At 43.7% G+C, this 16999-nt stretch carries 15 protein-coding genes; all 15 read right to left on the bottom strand.

Annotated features, from left to right (window positions below; genetic code table 11):
• Window positions 1-217: 217 nt before the first annotated feature.
• On the bottom strand, window positions 218-448 hold the full coding sequence (locus CRO17_RS06505; protein WP_077309485.1) for a YlmC/YmxH family sporulation protein: 231 nt from the start codon (window positions 446-448) through the stop codon (window positions 218-220).
• 18 nt (window positions 449-466) lie between these two features.
• Window positions 467-1681 (bottom strand): M16 family metallopeptidase, encoded by a 1215-nt coding sequence (locus CRO17_RS06500; protein WP_097040513.1) that lies wholly within the window; start codon window positions 1679-1681, stop codon window positions 467-469.
• 40 nt (window positions 1682-1721) lie between these two features.
• The gene (locus CRO17_RS06495; RefSeq protein ID WP_245864681.1) at window positions 1722-2675 is read right to left on the bottom strand and encodes a polysaccharide deacetylase family protein; all 954 of its coding nucleotides are present in this window, start codon (window positions 2673-2675) and stop codon (window positions 1722-1724) included.
• Window positions 2676-2774: 99 nt separating this feature from the next.
• The gene (pnp, locus tag CRO17_RS06490; protein WP_097040510.1) at window positions 2775-4904 is read right to left on the bottom strand and encodes a polyribonucleotide nucleotidyltransferase; all 2130 of its coding nucleotides are present in this window, start codon (window positions 4902-4904) and stop codon (window positions 2775-2777) included.
• Window positions 4905-5041: 137 nt separating this feature from the next.
• Entirely contained in the window at window positions 5042-5311 is a 270-nt protein-coding gene (rpsO, locus tag CRO17_RS06485) for a 30S ribosomal protein S15 (RefSeq protein WP_077309491.1), read from the bottom strand.
• A 137-nt stretch (window positions 5312-5448) separates the two neighbouring features.
• Window positions 5449-6387 carry a bifunctional riboflavin kinase/FAD synthetase gene (locus tag CRO17_RS06480; protein ID WP_097040507.1) on the bottom strand — a complete coding sequence of 313 codons (939 nt, stop codon included), beginning with the start codon at window positions 6385-6387 and terminating at the stop codon, window positions 5449-5451.
• Window positions 6374-7294 (bottom strand): tRNA pseudouridine(55) synthase TruB, encoded by a 921-nt coding sequence (gene truB, locus CRO17_RS06475; protein ID WP_097040505.1) that lies wholly within the window; start codon window positions 7292-7294, stop codon window positions 6374-6376. The genes CRO17_RS06480 and truB overlap by 14 nt, the downstream gene beginning before the upstream one ends.
• Window positions 7295-7366: 72 nt before the next feature.
• Window positions 7367-7717, bottom strand: a complete 351-nt coding sequence (gene rbfA, locus CRO17_RS06470; protein WP_077309496.1) for a 30S ribosome-binding factor RbfA — start codon at window positions 7715-7717, stop codon at window positions 7367-7369.
• A gap of 30 nt (window positions 7718-7747) precedes the next feature.
• Window positions 7748-8026 (bottom strand): DUF503 domain-containing protein, encoded by a 279-nt coding sequence (locus CRO17_RS06465; RefSeq protein WP_097040504.1) that lies wholly within the window; start codon window positions 8024-8026, stop codon window positions 7748-7750.
• Window positions 8023-10164 carry a translation initiation factor IF-2 gene (infB, locus tag CRO17_RS06460; RefSeq protein WP_097040502.1) on the bottom strand — a complete coding sequence of 714 codons (2142 nt, stop codon included), beginning with the start codon at window positions 10162-10164 and terminating at the stop codon, window positions 8023-8025. Before infB ends, CRO17_RS06465 begins: the two co-directional genes overlap by 4 nt.
• Window positions 10165-10168: 4 nt before the next feature.
• Window positions 10169-10486, bottom strand: coding sequence for a L7Ae/L30e/S12e/Gadd45 family ribosomal protein (locus tag CRO17_RS06455; RefSeq protein ID WP_097040499.1), 318 nt, complete (start codon window positions 10484-10486; stop codon window positions 10169-10171).
• On the bottom strand, window positions 10483-10755 hold the full coding sequence (rnpM, locus tag CRO17_RS06450; RefSeq protein ID WP_097040498.1) for an RNase P modulator RnpM: 273 nt from the start codon (window positions 10753-10755) through the stop codon (window positions 10483-10485). Before rnpM ends, CRO17_RS06455 begins: the two co-directional genes overlap by 4 nt.
• A 15-nt stretch (window positions 10756-10770) precedes the next feature.
• Window positions 10771-11874 carry a transcription termination factor NusA gene (nusA, locus tag CRO17_RS06445; RefSeq protein WP_097040496.1) on the bottom strand — a complete coding sequence of 368 codons (1104 nt, stop codon included), beginning with the start codon at window positions 11872-11874 and terminating at the stop codon, window positions 10771-10773.
• Window positions 11875-11888: 14 nt separating this feature from the next.
• Complete coding sequence (rimP, locus tag CRO17_RS06440) at window positions 11889-12362, bottom strand: ribosome maturation factor RimP (protein WP_097040494.1); 474 nt, start codon at window positions 12360-12362, stop codon at window positions 11889-11891.
• A gap of 276 nt (window positions 12363-12638) precedes the next feature.
• On the bottom strand, window positions 12639-16934 hold the full coding sequence (locus CRO17_RS06435; RefSeq protein WP_097040492.1) for a PolC-type DNA polymerase III: 4296 nt from the start codon (window positions 16932-16934) through the stop codon (window positions 12639-12641).
• Between the last annotated feature and the right edge of the window lie 65 nt (window positions 16935-16999).

Raw genomic sequence — 16999 nt, 5'->3', positions numbered from 1 at the left:
ATGTTGCTTTCCAGTTATCATATGAGGATTACGGAGAGGAGTGCTTGAATTGGGGGCATTGCACAGACAGAAATTATGTGCTGTAACGGAAGATGTGTATTCGCCTTCTATGCTGCTTTAATTAGCGCCCCAACTAAAAAATCCAAACGCAGGATAAATTCTTCAATAAGAAATTATCCGTGTTTGGATTTTTTTAAGTATGCTTTTATCCTGCTTGTCACGAGTTAATAAGTATCATGTGTTTGCCGATTGTCTGGATTTCTTCCCAAGCTATGCGGTTGTCACTGCCTTCTTTGCGCAAGCCGAACCACTTATAATTCGGAATGAGAAAAGCATCAATCTTGCCTGTGACTGGGTTAAACTCTACATCTGTTTGTCCGAGCACCCCTAAACGTTCGCCGTTGTTCACATCAATGATCTCTTTATCTCCAATGTCCTTGAAACGCAAAGCCGATCAGCTCCTTTTTTATTTTGGTGCTACTATCGCTCTAGCTTGCTCTTTGCCGAATACGTGATGAATGATAGCATTCACATCGTCCATTGTTACATTGTCAATTTTCTCGATCAATTCATTAAAGGATGGATGTTTACCAAGCATTAATTCATTACGGCCATTTCGGCTCATTCTGCTATTTGTGCTTTCTAAGCCAAGCATATAGTTACCCTTCAGCTGTTCTTTTGTATTCCGCAATTCCTTTTCCGTCAGCCCGTCTGCTTTCAGCTTATCCGTAGTTAGACGGATTGTCTCCTGCAGTTCATCCAGCTGCTCTTTGCCAGTACCGGCATAGATAGTCAGCATGCCGCTATCTTTATGTGTACTATGGTAAGAGAACACTGAATACGCTAATCCCTTGTCTTCTCGCACATCTTGGAACAGCCGTGAACTCATGCTGCCGCCTAGTACGTTGTTCACAACCATAAGGCTGTAGCTTGCTGGATCATCCAGCTTCAAGCCATTGTACCCAATTGTCAAATGAGCTTGCTCTGTTTCTTTTGCTCGGCGGATTGTATTCGGAAAGAATGGCGGTGCTTCTAATTCCTGATGTGCTGACTCCGCTTCAAAGGAACCAAAATGATGTTCCACATCTTTCATGAACGAATCATCTACATTTCCGGCAACTGAAATAACGATTTTCTCCGGCACATAATGTGTTTCTTTATAGTTCCGAACAGAACCACTGTTAAAACTCATCACAGTGCTCTCTGTGCCTAGGATAGGCAATCCAAGCGGATGTTTGCCATAGGCAGCTTCAGCAAGCCAGTCATGAATAATATCATCTGGTGTATCTTCTGCCATCTTGATTTCTTCCAAAACAACTTTTTGTTCCTTTTCTATTTCTTCCTGAGCAAATTGCGATTCAAAGAACATGTCCGCTAATACTTCAAGTGCGAATTCTTTATGCGTATCAAGCACTTTGGCATAATAGCACGTGTATTCCTTAGAAGTGAAAGCATTCACCATGCCTCCAATTGCATCAAAAGCTTCCGCCAGTTCTTTCGCTGAGCGCTTTTTTGTTCCTTTAAAGAACATATGCTCCAGGAAATGGGACAGCCCATTATTTTTTTCTTCTTCATTTCTGGAACCTGTCAAGATCCAGATACCAATCGTTACGGATCGCACCGACGGCATGTTTTCTACTACAATTCGTAATCCATTTTTGCATGTGTGTCTTTGCAGCAAGTTTTAATCCTCCCAATCAGCAGCACGTACTGCTGTACCATTATCTTCCTTCATTCAATATCGTATCCAAAGTCGATACACTGTACCCTTTTTCTTCGATAACTTTCAGCATGTCGGCAAGTCCTGCTTCTACAACAGGCGTTGGATGCATCAGGATGAATGCTCCTGGATGCAATTTCTCAGTCACGCGTTTCATCATAACAGGTACTGTCGGTTTTTGCCAATCAATGGTATCAACGGACCACAAAATCGTCTCCATGTGCTGTTCAGCAGCAGCTTCAATAACGCCTTGATTAAAGCTTCCGCTCGGCGGAGCGAAATAGGTAGGTTTGTCACCAGTAATCGCGTTAATAATCTCATTCGTCTGAGTTATCTGTTCAACTGAGTCTGCTTTGTTCATTTGTTTCATATCGGGATGATTATAAGCATGGTTGCCAATAACATGTCCTTCTTCTTCAATCATCTCGACAATTTCATTATTTTCTTTTGCCCATTTGCCTTCAAGGAAGAAATTCGCCTTCACACCAGCATCTTTTAATGTTTGCAAAATTGGAGGAATATGTTCTTCGCCCCACGAAACATTAATCAGCAAAGCAACCTGCTCTTGATCTTCTCTCGCTCGATAAATTGGTGAAGCTGGCAGTTCGTCCAATGTAACTTCCGGCTCGACTTCCTCTAATACGAGCAGCTCCCGATCAAAAGTTCCTGTCTTTTGCATCTTTTCTACAGAAGCATCAACATCAACCTTGACACCCGCTTTGCCGGGTATTTTCTTCCATATCTTATCGATTCGTGCATTCTCGGACGGCTTTTCAACTTCCTTGCGTACCGCCTCTATCTCCTGCCGCAACTGTGCTTCATCAGACCTCACTGCTATATCAGAAAAAACTGGATGATGGCTCACAGACTCTGTTTGAGACGGCAGATTACCGCCATCAATCAGCAGAAGAATCAGTGTGACGAAAACAAGCAAGTGTATAATAATCCGATGCATTCCCATCCCTCCCCTAAACTAGCTTATGAGGAGATGGGACAAGGAAGAACAAGCAGGAAAAAAAAGAAACTGGCTAAACCAGTTTCTTGGGGACTTGCTTTATTCTTCAGTCGCAGACTGCTCTTCTTTTTCCTGCTTTGCTTCAACAAGCAGCTGTTTATGTGAAAGATTCACTCGTCCTTGACGGTCGATTTCTTTTACTTTCACTTTAAGTTTGTCGCCAATTTTGACTACGTCCTCTACTTTACCAACACGTTCCTCTGCCAGTTCAGAGATATGGACAAGTCCGTCTTTTCCTTTAAACAATTCGACAAATGCACCGAATTTCTCAATACGTTTTACTGTACCATCGTATACTTCTCCAACTTCAACTTCACGAACGATGTCGCTGATGATTTGTTTCGCTTCGTCGTTCTTAGCAGAATTAGTAGAAGAGATAAATACGGTTCCGTCTTGTTCGATATCGATCTTGACGCCCGTTTCTTCGATGATCTTGTTGATTTGTTTACCGCTTGGCCCAATTACGTCGCGGATCTTATCTGGATTGATTGTCATTGTCAGGATTTTCGGAGCATAAGCAGAAAGCTCTTGCTTCGGTTCGCTGATCGTAGAAACCATATGATTTAGGATCTCCAAGCGGCCTTTACGTGCTTGCGTTAATGCCTCTTCTAAAATCTCACGGCTCAAGCCTTCAATTTTAATATCCATTTGCAAGGCTGTTACACCTTTTTCTGTACCTGCTACTTTGAAATCCATATCTCCTAGGGCATCTTCCATGCCTTGGATGTCTGTAAGGATTGTGTAATCATCACCTGACTTCACTAAGCCCATTGCAATTCCTGCTACTGGTGCTTTAATTGGTACACCTGCAGCCATCATCGCCATTGTGCTGGCACAGATACTAGCTTGAGAAGTGGAACCGTTGGACTCCAGAATCTCAGAAACAAGACGAATTGTATAAGGGAAGTCCTTCTCAGAAGGAATCACTTTTTCCAATGCTCTTTCTCCGAGTGCACCATGTCCGATTTCACGGCGTCCTGGCGCTCTGATTGGTCCTGTCTCACCGACACTGAAGTGCGGGAAGTTGTAATGATGCATGAAACGTTTCGTTTCTTCTGTATCCAAACCATCAAGAATCTGTACATCGCCCAATGCGCCAAGTGTACATACACTCAATGCCTGCGTTTGACCGCGTGTGAACAATGCAGATCCGTGTGTCCGAGGCAATACACCAATACGAGAAGAAAGCGGACGAATTTCGTCAACACCGCGACCATCCGGACGGATTTTGTCTTTCGTAATAGCTCGGCGAACTTCTTCCTTAACTAGTTTGTCAAGAATTCCTTTCACTTGCTTCACAGTATCTTCATCAGCTTCCTGTTCTTCATAGAAAGCGACAGTTTCTTTTTTCACTTCATCAATCGCTGCTTCACGTGCTTTCTTTTCATGCACTTCGATGGCAGCTTTCAACTTGTCGTAGCAACGTTTTTTTACATCTTCCGTTAATTCCTTGTCCAAATCGAAAAGTTTAACATCCATTTTTTCTTTTCCAACAGCGGCCACGATTTCTTCCTGGAATGATACAAGACGTTTAATTTCTTCATGACCGAACATGATTGCTTCCAGCATAATATCTTCCGGTACTTCTTCTGCACCGGCTTCAACCATGTTGATCGCATCTTTTGTACCAGCAACTGTCAGGTCAATGTCACTCTGCTCTTGCTGTTCTTTTGTCGGGTTGATGATAAATTCACCATTTACACGACCAACAACGACACCAGCAATCGGGCCGTGGAATGGAATATCAGAAATGCTTAGTGCGATGGAAGAACCGACCATTGCAGCCATTTCAGAAGAGTAATCTTGATCCACACTCATTACCATGCTGATTACTTGCACGTCATTACGGAATCCATCTGGGAATAACGGGCGAATCGGACGGTCAATTAGACGAGAAGCCAATACAGCTTTCTCGCTCGGACGGCCTTCACGCTTGATGAATCCGCCTGGAATCTTACCAACCGCATACAGTCTTTCTTCATAGTTTACTGTTAATGGGAAAAACGGTAGGTCTTTCGGTTCTTTAGAACCAACAACAGTGGAAAGTACAGATGTGTCTCCGTACTGGATTAGGCAAGCGCCGCTCGCTTGCTTGGCAAGTTCTCCGATTTCCACAGAAAAAGTCTGGCCGGAAATCTCAGTGGAGAACACTTGTTTTTGGTCTGCCATGAATAAAGCCCCTCTCATTTATCTTGCAACATATCCTGTCTGTATTATGCTCCAGTTCAGGCTGCGTTTATAACACTATGTAAAATAGGTTTTCTCCTATAGAAAAAGCGGGAAAAATTCCCGCTTCTTTGTCCATCTTATCGGCGTAAGCCAAGTTTTTGAATTAGATCACGGTAACGTGTAACGTCTTTATCGCGAAGATAGTTTAACAAGTTACGACGGCGACCGACCATTTTCAATAGGCCACGACGAGAGTGGTGATCTTTTTTGTGTGTACGAAGGTGTTCGTTAAGTGTAGTGATTTCCTCCGTCAATACAGCGATTTGCACTTCTGGTGAACCTGTGTCACTGTCGTGTGTTTTGTATTCGCTGATTAGTTCATTCTTACGTTCTTTAGAAATTGCCATTTGTTTGTTCCTCCTAAAAAATCTAATAGTAACCCCATTCCCCGAGCAATCGCCGGAGTAGCGAATTGCCAAGCGAAGGTTTTCCATAGTCCAGATTACACCTTTTTGCTTCAGATTGCAAGTCCTGCAGTCCATTTCTATGCAAAATATGCGTTAACTTGCTGTTTATCGCGGTTCAATTGACTGACCAGCTCATCGATGCCGTTAAATTTCACTTCTTCACGAATGAAAGATCTCCAAGAAACAGTCAGTTGCTCCCCATAGATTTGTTCATCGAAGTCAAGAATATGAACTTCTAAATTGGGCAGTACGGCGTTTTCCTGGAAAGTCGGTTTATATCCCAGATTAGCCATACCATAATAGGTTTGCCCTTTTACCAGTACTTCTACTGCATAAACGCCTGTTTTTGGCATGAAATAGGCTGGATCGATACGAATATTCGCTGTTGGATATCCGATTGTACGACCGCGCTGATCACCTGTAATTACTTCTCCAGTCAATGTGAGCGGATGGCCAAGTAATTCAACGGCTTTTTCAATTTCCCCGGCTGCCACTAACTCCCTGATATGTGTAGAGCTTATTTTTTCATTGGCGTCTTCTACTTTAGCTACCGCTTCATAGCTGAAGGTATTGCTTTGTGCTGCTTCTTGAAGAGATGCTGCATTTCCGGCTCCTTTTTGTCCGTAAGTAAAATCGAAACCAGATACAAGATGCTGCACCGAGAGACCATTGATAAACCGTTCTATAAAGCTGTCCGGACTTAAGCTTGCAAGCTCTTTCGTAAATTCAATTAAATATAGATAATCTATCCCCATCTTCTCTAAAATGGCTTCTTTTTCACGAAGTGGTGTCAGATAATCCTCTCTTGTCTCTGCTCTGCCGAGAATTACCGATGGATGCGGATGAAAAGTGATGACTGCGCTTTTCAGCTGCTTTTCTTCCGCATAATCGATAGCTTGCTTAATAACCTGCTGATGGCCGCGATGAATTCCATCGAAAAAACCAATCGCTGCACTGACTGCAGGCATATCACTTAGTTCCATTGTTTCTGTATATTGCAATTTAATCGTTTGCATCTGTGCCACCTGCTTTCCCTGATACGAATACTCGTTTTGGCTTTAATAGCTGTGAATAAGAAGGATGCGTCTCATAAATGCCAAGCAGTTTCTCTCCTCTTTGGACACGGTAAAGATCCGCTTCTGCCGGCCGAGGAAGACGCTGACCGAATCGGACCTTTTGTTCGATTTCGGCATCTGCTTCGATGAGCGGCAGATAGTCAACTGCTTTCGTGACAGGCTGCAGCAGCTGTTCTATCGTCCCTGCTTCCATTGCTTCCTCTATTTTAGCAAACGTAACCGTATCTTGCGCAGAAAATGCTCCAGCTTGCGTACGCACCAAACTGCTCATATGTGCCGGGTATCCCAGAGCCTTACCGATATCTACACAAAGCGTACGAATATAAGTACCTTTTGAGCAGCTTACTGTAAACCCGAACACGCTGCCATCCGCGCGAACGGAATCCTTGTGCAATTCAATGCTGTGAATTGTAATCCGCCGAACAGGACGCTCCACGACTTGCCCTTGTCTGGCGTATTCATACAGCTTGCGGCCTCCTACTTTGACAGCAGAATACATAGGGGGTATCTGTTCCGTTTCACCAAGGAAGCTTTTGAGTACTTTTTCAATAACGGCTACGGGAATTGGCTCTGTGATTTGTTTTTCTTCGATTACCTCTCCGCTTTTGTCTTCCGTTTCGGTCGAGGTACCTAGCGTTACTTCTGCAACATATGTTTTGGAGGTATCCGTCAAATACGGAACAACTTTCGTTGCTTGTCCGATACAGAGCGGCAAGACACCTTCTACATCCGGATCAAGTGTGCCTGTATGCCCAATTTTCTTCGTTTGTAATAGCTTGCGTGCTTTGAACACACAGTCATGGGAGGTCATCCCTTTCGGTTTCCATAACGGCAGGATTCCATCCAATGCCAGCACCCCTTTACTATATGTAAAAAGAATCCCTTCTCCCATAAGGGCGAAGGGATTCTTTTCGTGTTCTTATCTCTCGGAATCGTCAAGCTCTTTTAGCAAATGCTCAATACGATTTCCTTGTTCTACTGCTTCGTCGAATTCGAAGGCTAGCTCCGGTGTTTTGCGCAAACGAATTCGCTTGCCAATCTCAGAGCGGATAAACCCTTTTGCTTTTGCTAACCCGAGAAGCGTATTGTTTTTCTGTTTTTCTTCACCGAGGACGGAAATGTAAACTTTCGCTTGCTGCAAGTCACCCGTAACTTCTACATCGGTGACTGTTACAAAACCGATCCGCGGATCTTTAATCTTTCTCGAAATAATGTCGCCGAGCTCTTTTTTCATTTGCTCTGCTACACGATTTGCACGTAATTCACTCATATATTCACCTCATCGTCATTTGGAGGGATGCTAAAGCCACTGTTTATCAGCAGCTGTTCTCTCGATCTCCGGAAAAGAATCAATCAAGGCAAGTGCCTGGTCCATTACTTGCTCGGCACGGACACGGTCTGGAGAAGTGGTTACCAATTCAAAGCAAGTACGCTGCCATAAATCATGGTAATCCACTTCACTGATAGCGATATTAAAGGAACCGCCAATCCGTGTTGTGATCCGTTTAACGACCGAACGCTTATCCTTGAGGGAATGCGCGTCATAGATTATACATTCTACAACCGCAGCCAGAATCATTTTCTTTCGATTTCTTCCATCACATATGCTTCAAAGGTGTCGCCTTCTTTAAGGTCGTGGAAGCTCTTCAGCGTAATACCACACTCATAGTTTGTAGCAACTTCACGGACATCATCCTTGAAACGTTTCAATGAATCGATTTCGTCTTCGACGATTACGACACTGTCACGAATCACGCGGATAGAAGCATCACGTGTTATCTTACCTTCCGTTACATAAGAACCTGCAATGGTACCGATACGAGAAACCTTAAAGATTTCACGTACTTCTGCCTGTCCAATGACTTTTTCTTCAAATTCCGGATCCAGCATGCCTTTCATAGCAGACTCAATCTCTTCGATTACTTTGTAGATGATACGATGCTGTCTAATATCAACATTTTCCGATTCAGCTGCTTTCTTCGCATTTGTATCCGGACGAACGTTGAAACCGATGATGATAGCATTAGAAGCAGATGCAAGAATTACATCGGATTCAGTGATTGCACCTACACCAGTGTGGATGATACGTACTTTAACGCCTTCCACTTCGATTTTCTCTAGGGATGCAGCCATTGCTTCTACAGAACCATGTACGTCTGCTTTCACGATTAGGTTGATATCCTTCACTTCACCTTGTTTAATCTGGTTAAACAGGTCATCAAGACTTACACGAGCACCAGAAGAACGGTTCTCTTCTACTTGTCTTTGCTGTTTTGCTTCCCCAACTTGACGAGCTTGTTTCTCATCTTTGAAGACCATAAACTGGTCGCCGGCGTTCGGCACAGAGTTCAAGCCTGTAATCTCAACAGGTGTAGAAGGAGCAGCAGTCTTCACACGGCGTCCTAAATCGTTCACCATAGCACGGACACGACCGTAAGAGTGACCAACTACAATGCTGTCCCCTACATGCATTGTACCGTTTTGTACAAGCAATGTTGCTACAGGTCCGCGGCCTTTATCAAGCTGCGCTTCAATAACGGTACCTTCAGCAGGACGATTTGGATTAGCTTTCAATTCTTCTACTTCCGTAACAAGCAAAATCATCTCAAGAAGATCGTCAATACCTTCGCGCTTCTTCGCGGAAAGCTGAACGAAGATTGTATCGCCGCCCCAATCTTCCGGAATTAAGCCATGCTCAGTCAATTCTTGCATAACGCGGTCCGGATTGGCGCCTTCTAAGTCGATTTTATTTACAGCGATGATGATTGGTACTTCTGCAGCTTTGGCATGGTTGATTGCTTCTACTGTCTGCGGCATAACCCCATCATCAGCAGCAACAACAAGAATAGCAATATCCGTTACCTGTGCACCGCGGGAACGCATGCTGGTGAATGCTGCGTGACCTGGTGTATCAAGGAACGTAATCTTCTTGCCGTTTTCTTCAATCTGATAAGCACCAATATGCTGGGTGATACCGCCTGCTTCGCCTTCTGTAACTTTTGTATCTCTAATGGAATCAAGCAGTGTTGTTTTACCATGGTCAACGTGCCCCATAATTGTAACAACTGCAGGACGCTCTTGAAGATCATCTTCTTTGTCTTCAATTTTGTAGTTGTCAAGATCTGTAACATCGACATCTACTTCTTCTTCTACTTCTACGTCATACTCCGCACAAATTAATTCAATTGCATCTTTATCAAGCTCTTGATTTTTCGTGGCCATAACACCTTGCAAGAAGAGTTTCTTGATAATCTCAGCGGACTCCCGATGAAGCTTCGCTGCCAATTCGCTGACAGCCAAGGACCCTTTGAAGGTGATTTTGTCTGGAGTCGGCATTGCTGGACGTTTCTGCTGCGGTTTCTGGCTGCGGTTGTTGTTGCGGCCGCCGCGTCGATTTTGTCCGCCTTTGCCAGGTCGGTTGTTGCCGCCTCGCTGTTGGCTGCGGTTTTGTCCGCCGCCGCTTTTGCCTTTTGGCTTATTGTTTTGACCATTATTTGCTGAGTTGGATGTGTTTGCTGAGTTCCCCGTTTTAATCGCTACTTTCTCGCTACCCGCGCTTTTTGCTGTGAAGCTTTTGTCCAATTTATCTTTTGCTGTATCGTTAATCATCGACATATGATTGGACACTTCAACATTCATATCTTTTAACTTATTGATAATTTCTTTACTTGAAACGTTCTTTTCTTTTGCGTATTCATAAACACGAATCTTTGACATACGTTCACCTCCGAGTGGATTCAGTGAGCAAAGATTTCAATTTGTCTGCAAAGCCTTTGTCTAAGACGGCAATTGCGACTCTGCCGGATTTACCAACCGCTTGTGATAATTGCTCCCGGTCCTCCTCTACCTGCAGAAAGGCGATGTTGTAAAAATCGGTCTTGTTGCGAAGTTTCTTTAAGGTTTGGGGACCGATATCACTGGCGGCTATTACCAGCTTTGCATTCTGTCGCTGTACATCACGGACAATGGCTTCTTCTCCAAATGTGCACTGTCCGGCACGCACAGCCAGCCCTAACAAATTCAAATAATTTTTACTCATGATTGCTGACCTTTCGCGATTCGCTCAAGCTCTTCATAAATAGAATCATCGATCTGTGTATTAAGATGGCGCGCCAGCGTGTCTTGTTTCTTCGCTTTTTCGATGATCAGTGCATCCTTTGAAACATACGCACCGCGACCGTTCTTCTTGCCTGTATCATCCACGAACACTTCGCCTTCTTTGTTGCGGACAATGCGGATCAATTCCTGTTTCGGCTTCATTTCATTAGAAACCACACATTTTCGAAGCGGAACCTTCTTTTGTTTCATATACAGCGCCCCTTATCAATATGTGTCTTCGTCAAAGTCATCGAAGTCGTCTGCTTCGGTATCTTGTACTGTCAAAATTCCGAGGTCCCGTGCTTCTGTCTCGGATTTAATATCGATTTTCCAACCAGTCAGCTTTGCTGCCAGGCGGGCGTTCTGACCGCGTTTCCCGATTGCCAAGCTAAGCTGATAATCTGGTACGATGACCGTCGTCGCTTTTTCTTCTTCATCCACTAATACTTGGATAACCTTAGAAGGGCTTAATGCATTTGATACATACTCGACTGGATCTTCAGACCACTCGACAATATCAATTTTTTCGCCTTTAAGTTCATTTACAATTGCTTGTACACGCTGACCTCGCTGGCCCACGCAAGAACCGACTGGATCGACTTCCGGCTGAGCTGCATAGACAGAAATCTTGGAACGGTCACCAGCTTCTCGCGCTACGGAGCGAATCTCCACAGTACCATCATAAATCTCCGGCACTTCCATTTCAAACAATCGCTTCAAAAGACCTGGGTGTGTCCGTGACACAAAGATGCTTGGTCCCTTGTTCGTGTTCTCCACTTTTGTTACAAATACCTTTAAGCGGTCATGAATATCGTATTTTTCCGTCGTCATCTGTTCGCTCTCAGGCAATTTTGCTTCAATCTTGCCTAGATCCACATAAATGAATCGCGGATCATTGCGGGAAACAATTCCCGTCATAACATCTTCTTCACGATCTGCATATTCACTGAAAATGACGCCGCGTTCTGCTTCACGCACACGCTGTGTTACCACTTGTTTAGCTGCTTGTGCTGCAATTCGCCCGAAGTCTTTTGGTGTTACTTCGATTTCAACAACGTCACCGATATCATATGTACCGGAAACTGCACGAGCTTCATCTAAAGTCATCTGCAGCTGGCTGTCCTCGACTTCTTCGACAACATCCTTGCGTGCAAAGACTTTCATAGAACCAGTGATTTCATTCAAATCAACACGTACATTTGTAGCAGATTTGAAATTCTTTTTATAAGCGGAGATCAAGGCTGCTTCCAGCGCTTCAATCAGGACGTCTTTATTAATCCCCTTCTCTTTCTCCAAATAATTAATGGCATCAAAAAGCTCGCTGCTCACTCGTATATCCCCCTTTAGTTAAACGTTACAGCCAGACGTGCCTTGGCGATTTTTTCGTAAGGAAGTGCCACTTCCTTCTTTCTCGCTTTGACCATGACTTCTAAAGTCAGAACGTCGTCTTCGAACGCTTTCAATGTACCTTCGTACTCTTTCTCGCTATCAATCGGCTCATATAGCTTTACGTATACATTTTTGCCGATGTTTTTTGTAATTGCTTGTTTCGTTTTAAGCGGTCTTTCCGCTCCTGGAGAAGAAACCTCCAAAAAGTATGGGAAATCAACCGGATCATTTTCATCTAGAATGGCGCTTAATTTTTCTGAGACTACTGCGCATTCCTCGATATCGATGCCTTCTGTTTTATCGACATAAACTCGCAAAAACCAGTTCTTTCCTTCTTTCACGAATTCCACATCGACTAACTCAAGCTGCAGCTCTTCCACGATCGGTTGTAGATAATTTTCCGTAACTTCCGTTATATTGGCTGCCAAAATGCTTCCTCCTTTACTGCACGCTTTCAGACATTTATTACTTCGAATGGGTGGGTGTGCCTCTCATCAATAGAAAACCCTTGCCCGAAAAGGAAGCAAGGGAACAATGTTTATCATGTGCATTTTGCTACAAAACAACGAAGAGGCGCTCCCCGTACAAATGATGCCGAAACCATGGGTATGAAAAAGAGTGGGTAATCCCACTCTTGATCTGGTTCGTATCAATACCGCTATTGGATAATATACCACAAGTTTCTTGTTTAGGCAAGAATCCTATTAGAATAGCGAAAGCTGGTTCTGATCTGCCATACCTTCCAAACAGCCATGCTGATCCATATACTCCAGTACGGTTTTACTGATTCTGCTGCGTTCACGCAAGTCTTCCTTCGACAGGAACTCACCATCTTCCCGCACTTTTACAATATTAAGGGCGGCGTTAGTGCCCAGCCCATCAATCGCATTGAATGGAGGGATAAGGCTGTTTCCATCAACAAGGAAGTCAGTGGCACTGGATTTGTACAAGTCTACCTTTTGGAAATGGAAGCCGCGTTCGCACATTTCAAGTGACAATTCCAATACAGTAACAAGACTCTTCTCTTTTGGAGAAGCATCATTGCCTTTTTGATTGATTTCGTTGATACGCTGACGAATGGCATCCGAACCTTTGACCATTGTATCTAATTCGAAATCGCTGGCACGTACACTAAAGTATGCTGCATAGAAAAGTATCGGATGATGGACTTTAAAATAGGCAATCCGTACTGCCATAAGCACGTACGCCGCGGCGTGTGCTTTCGGGAACATGTACTTGATCTTTAAACAGGAATTAATGTACCAATCCGGTACATTATTCTTTTTCATTTCCTCAATCCATTCATCTTGCAGTCCTTTTCCTTTACGAACAAATTCCATGATCTTAAATGCAAGCGAGGAATCCAGCCCTTTGTGCATCAGATATACCATGATGTCATCACGACAGCCGATTACTTCGGGCAGCGTACAAATACCTTTATTAATTAGTTCCTGTGCGTTGCCCAGCCATACATCGGTACCATGTGACAAGCCAGAAATCTGAACAAGTTCTGCAAATGTGGAAGGATTCGTATCTTCCAGCATCTGCCGCACAAAACGGGTACCAAATTCCGGCACGCCAAGCGTTCCTGTCTTACACATTATTTGTTCTGCCGTTACACCTAAAGCCTCTGGGCCGGAAAAGATTTTCATTACATCCGGATCATTTGTCGGTATTGTTTTCGGGTCAATACCGGATAAATCCTGCAGCATACGAATCACGGTCGGATCATCGTGTCCGAGTATATCCAGCTTCAGCAGATTATCATGAATGGAGTGGAAGTCGAAGTGTGTCGTCCGCCATTCCGAGTTCCGATCATCCGCCGGGTACTGAATCGGTGTGAAATCATATATATCTTGGTCATCAGGTACAACAATTATACCCCCAGGATGCTGACCTGACGTCCTTTTAACACCGGTACAGCCTTGTACAAGGCGATCGACTTCTGCATTTCGGATATGCAGCTGATTATCACTCGCATAGCCCTTTACATAACCATAAGCCGTCTTTTCAGCTACCGTACCAATTGTTCCTGCACGATACACCTTGTCCTCACCGAATAATACTTTCGTATAGTTATGTGCTTGCGGCTGATACGTACCTGAGAAGTTCAAGTCAATATCGGGAACCTTATCTCCTTTAAATCCAAGGAAGGTTTCAAACGGTATATCCTGGCCATCTCGATTGAGTGCTTCCCCGCAGGAAGGACAAGCTTTTTCAGGCAAATCATAGCCGCTGGCTACAGATCCATCATCAAAGAACTCGTTAAACTTGCAGCTTGGGCACACATAATGCGGCGGCAGCGGGTTAACTTCGGTAATATCGGTAAGCGTTGCAACCAAAGATGATCCGACAGAACCACGTGAGCCGACAAGATAGCCATCTTCAAGTGATTTTTTCACGAGCTTATGTGAAATAAGATAGATAACGGCAAAACCATGACCAATAATACTTTTCAATTCCTTCTCAATACGTTTTTCAACGATATCCGGAAGTGTATCTCCATAGATACTTTTCGCGCGGTCATAACTCATCTGGCGCATTTCTTCTTCTGCACCGTCGATATTCGGCGTATACAGATCTTCTTTTACCGGCTTCACATCTTCCATCATTGCAGAAACTTTCTGTGTGTTCGTTACAACGATTTCTTTTGCTTTTTCGGATGGAAGGAAATGAAAGCTTTCCAGCATTTCTGGTGTAGTGCGGAAATGAACATCCGGTAAAGTTTGCCTGCTGAGCGGGTTACCATTTTGAGACTTAATTAAAATATTTCGGTACTGTTTTTCGTGTTCTTCTATATAATGCACATTTCCAGTTGCAATTACTGGCTTGTCTAAGTCATCGCCCAATTCGACAATGTTGCGCATGATATCGTAAAGATGTGCTTCGTTCTGCACTAGCTCCTTCTCAATTAAATGATAATAATTGGATGGCGGCTGAATCTCAATTACGTCATAGAAAGCTGCTGCTTCTGCTGCTTCTTCCTTTGACTTCTGCATCATTGCTTCAAACACTTCACCTTTATCACAGCCTGAACTAATGATTAAGCCTTCTCGATGCTGTACCAGCTTAGAGCGCGGAATACGCGGCACACGATAGAAATAATCGACGTGCGACATGCTCACAAGTTTGTACATGTTTTTCAAGCCAACTTCATTTTGCACATAGATGGTGCAATGGTAGGGACGGGAACGCTGATATGCATTTCCTTGGCCCATATAATCGTTCAGCTGATTGTGGTTCATAATCTCTTGTTTGAACGCTTCCTTCAGCAAACGCCACAGCAAATACCCAGTCGCTTCTGTATCATAAATCGCACGGTGATGCTGTGTCAGTTCAATATCCAAGAACTTACATAATGTATTCAATCTGTGATTTTTCAGCTGCGGGAATAAAAATCGAGCTAATTCGAGCGTATCAATGACACCATTTTCTGCTTTCGGCAGACCGATGCGCTTAAATCCTTGATTTAAGAACCCCATATCGAAGCTGGCATTGTGGGCAACTAATATGTCGTCACCCATCCAAGCATGAAAGTCTTGTAAAACTTCATCGATCTCGGGTGCATCCACAAGCATATCGTCTGTTATACCTGTCAGATCAATAATTGTCTGGCTTAATTTTTGATGCGGATTCGCAAACCGCTCGAATCTATCTACGATTTCTCCATCACGGAATTTCACGCCAGCTAATTCAATAATTTTGTCATAGGAAGCAGACAAACCCGTTGTCTCTACGTCAAATACGATATAAGTTGCTTGTTCCAGATTAATATCTTTCGTGTTATACGCAATTGGAACACCGTCATCAACAAGATTGGCCTCCATGCCATAAATCACTTTAATATTATTCTTTTTACCAGCAGCATACGCTTCGGGATAACTCTGTACAACAGCATGATCGGTGATGGCAACACTATCATGACCAAATCTGGCTGCTGTCTCAATTAGTCTGCTAGCTGAAGTAACAGCATCCATTTGACTCATCAATGTGTGCGTATGAAGTTCTACTCGCTTCTCGCCTGCTGCCGCTTTGTCTTCACGCAAACGGACAGTGACTTCATTGATATCATTCGCCATCATTGTCAATTCATTGGTGAAAGTGTCTGTTTGAATACTTCCCCGTGCTTTAATCCACATGCCTTTTTTGAGCTGTTTGAATCGATCTGCATCCTCATTATTGCCTTTAGAGAACATTTTGATCTGGAAGCTATCCGTGTAATCTGTCACTTTGGCGATAAGTAAGTGCCGCCCGGAACGCAATTCGCGAATGTCTACATCAAATACATAGCCTTGTACAGCCATACGCCGTTCTTCATCTTGTATATCACGCATCGATGTTATTTCATCATTTATCGCATATCCAATCATTACTGGGCCTTGCGGAACATCGTCTTGTTTCTTCGCACGTTCTTCTTGATCTTTGATTGCCTTTTGTACAAGCAAGCTATCTTCCAGAGCTTTTTGTTCTCGGAATTTCGTTATTTCTTCCATGTTTTGCTCTTGTACAGTGACGGTCAGCATATACACACTGGCGCCAATTCGCTGGCAGTATGTTTGAAATGCAGGTTCAAGCCGTTTTTTCAGTGCACTTGCTTCCGCTTGATTTCTCGCGGTTAACATAATCTTATTACCGTTAACTACAGGCGCTTGTGTTTGGACTAAATCCTTATAAGCTGGTGACATTTGCGGATAAGTAAGTACAAAATCCTGCCAGTAGTCAGCAATATGGGCCGACTCCAGCGTATTAGAGGCACATTTAATCGACCAATTCACCGCAGCAATGTGCGCGAATGCGTCTGTCAATTTTGTTGTGAAAATTTTATATATAGTTGGTGGCAGCAGATTGGCCAGCTGAAAATGAAAATGCCAGGTTTTCGACTTTGGATCAACTTCCAATTTTTCCAGCTGACTTTCTTTAAAATGAGCAGTGATGGTTTCTTCATCAAGCTGGATTTGATCTAGCAGCATGTCCATTTTCTGATTGCTGGTAAGACTCATATTGACCTTCTCCTCCCCCGCTACTAAAATGCGGTCTTACGAAAGCCCCTGTCAATAATTGACAA

Origin of the sequence: Terribacillus aidingensis (assembly GCF_900215625.1) — a bacterium.
Classification (GTDB): domain Bacteria; phylum Bacillota; class Bacilli; order Bacillales; family Amphibacillaceae; genus Terribacillus; species Terribacillus aidingensis.
The sequence above is the reverse complement of the archived record's forward strand: the minus strand, read 5'-3'. Positions and strand labels throughout refer to the sequence as shown.

Coding starts and splice junctions, on each gene's coding strand:
- CRO17_RS06495 (WP_245864681.1), bottom strand. CDS start 2,675: ATGCATCGGATTATTATACACTTGCTTGTTTTCGTCACACTGATTCTT.
- pnp (WP_097040510.1), bottom strand. CDS start 4,904: ATGGCAGACCAAAAACAAGTGTTCTCCACTGAGATTTCCGGCCAGACT.
- rpsO (WP_077309491.1), bottom strand. CDS start 5,311: ATGGCAATTTCTAAAGAACGTAAGAATGAACTAATCAGCGAATACAAA.
- CRO17_RS06480 (WP_097040507.1), bottom strand. CDS start 6,387: ATGCAAACGATTAAATTGCAATATACAGAAACAATGGAACTAAGTGAT.
- rbfA (WP_077309496.1), bottom strand. CDS start 7,717: ATGAGTGAATTACGTGCAAATCGTGTAGCAGAGCAAATGAAAAAAGAG.
- CRO17_RS06465 (WP_097040504.1), bottom strand. CDS start 8,026: ATGATTCTGGCTGCGGTTGTAGAATGTATAATCTATGACGCGCATTCC.
- infB (WP_097040502.1), bottom strand. CDS start 10,164: ATGTCAAAGATTCGTGTTTATGAATACGCAAAAGAAAAGAACGTTTCA.
- CRO17_RS06455 (WP_097040499.1), bottom strand. CDS start 10,486: ATGAGTAAAAATTATTTGAATTTGTTAGGGCTGGCTGTGCGTGCCGGA.
- rnpM (WP_097040498.1), bottom strand. CDS start 10,755: ATGAAACAAAAGAAGGTTCCGCTTCGAAAATGTGTGGTTTCTAATGAA.
- CRO17_RS06435 (WP_097040492.1), bottom strand. CDS start 16,934: ATGAGTCTTACCAGCAATCAGAAAATGGACATGCTGCTAGATCAAATC.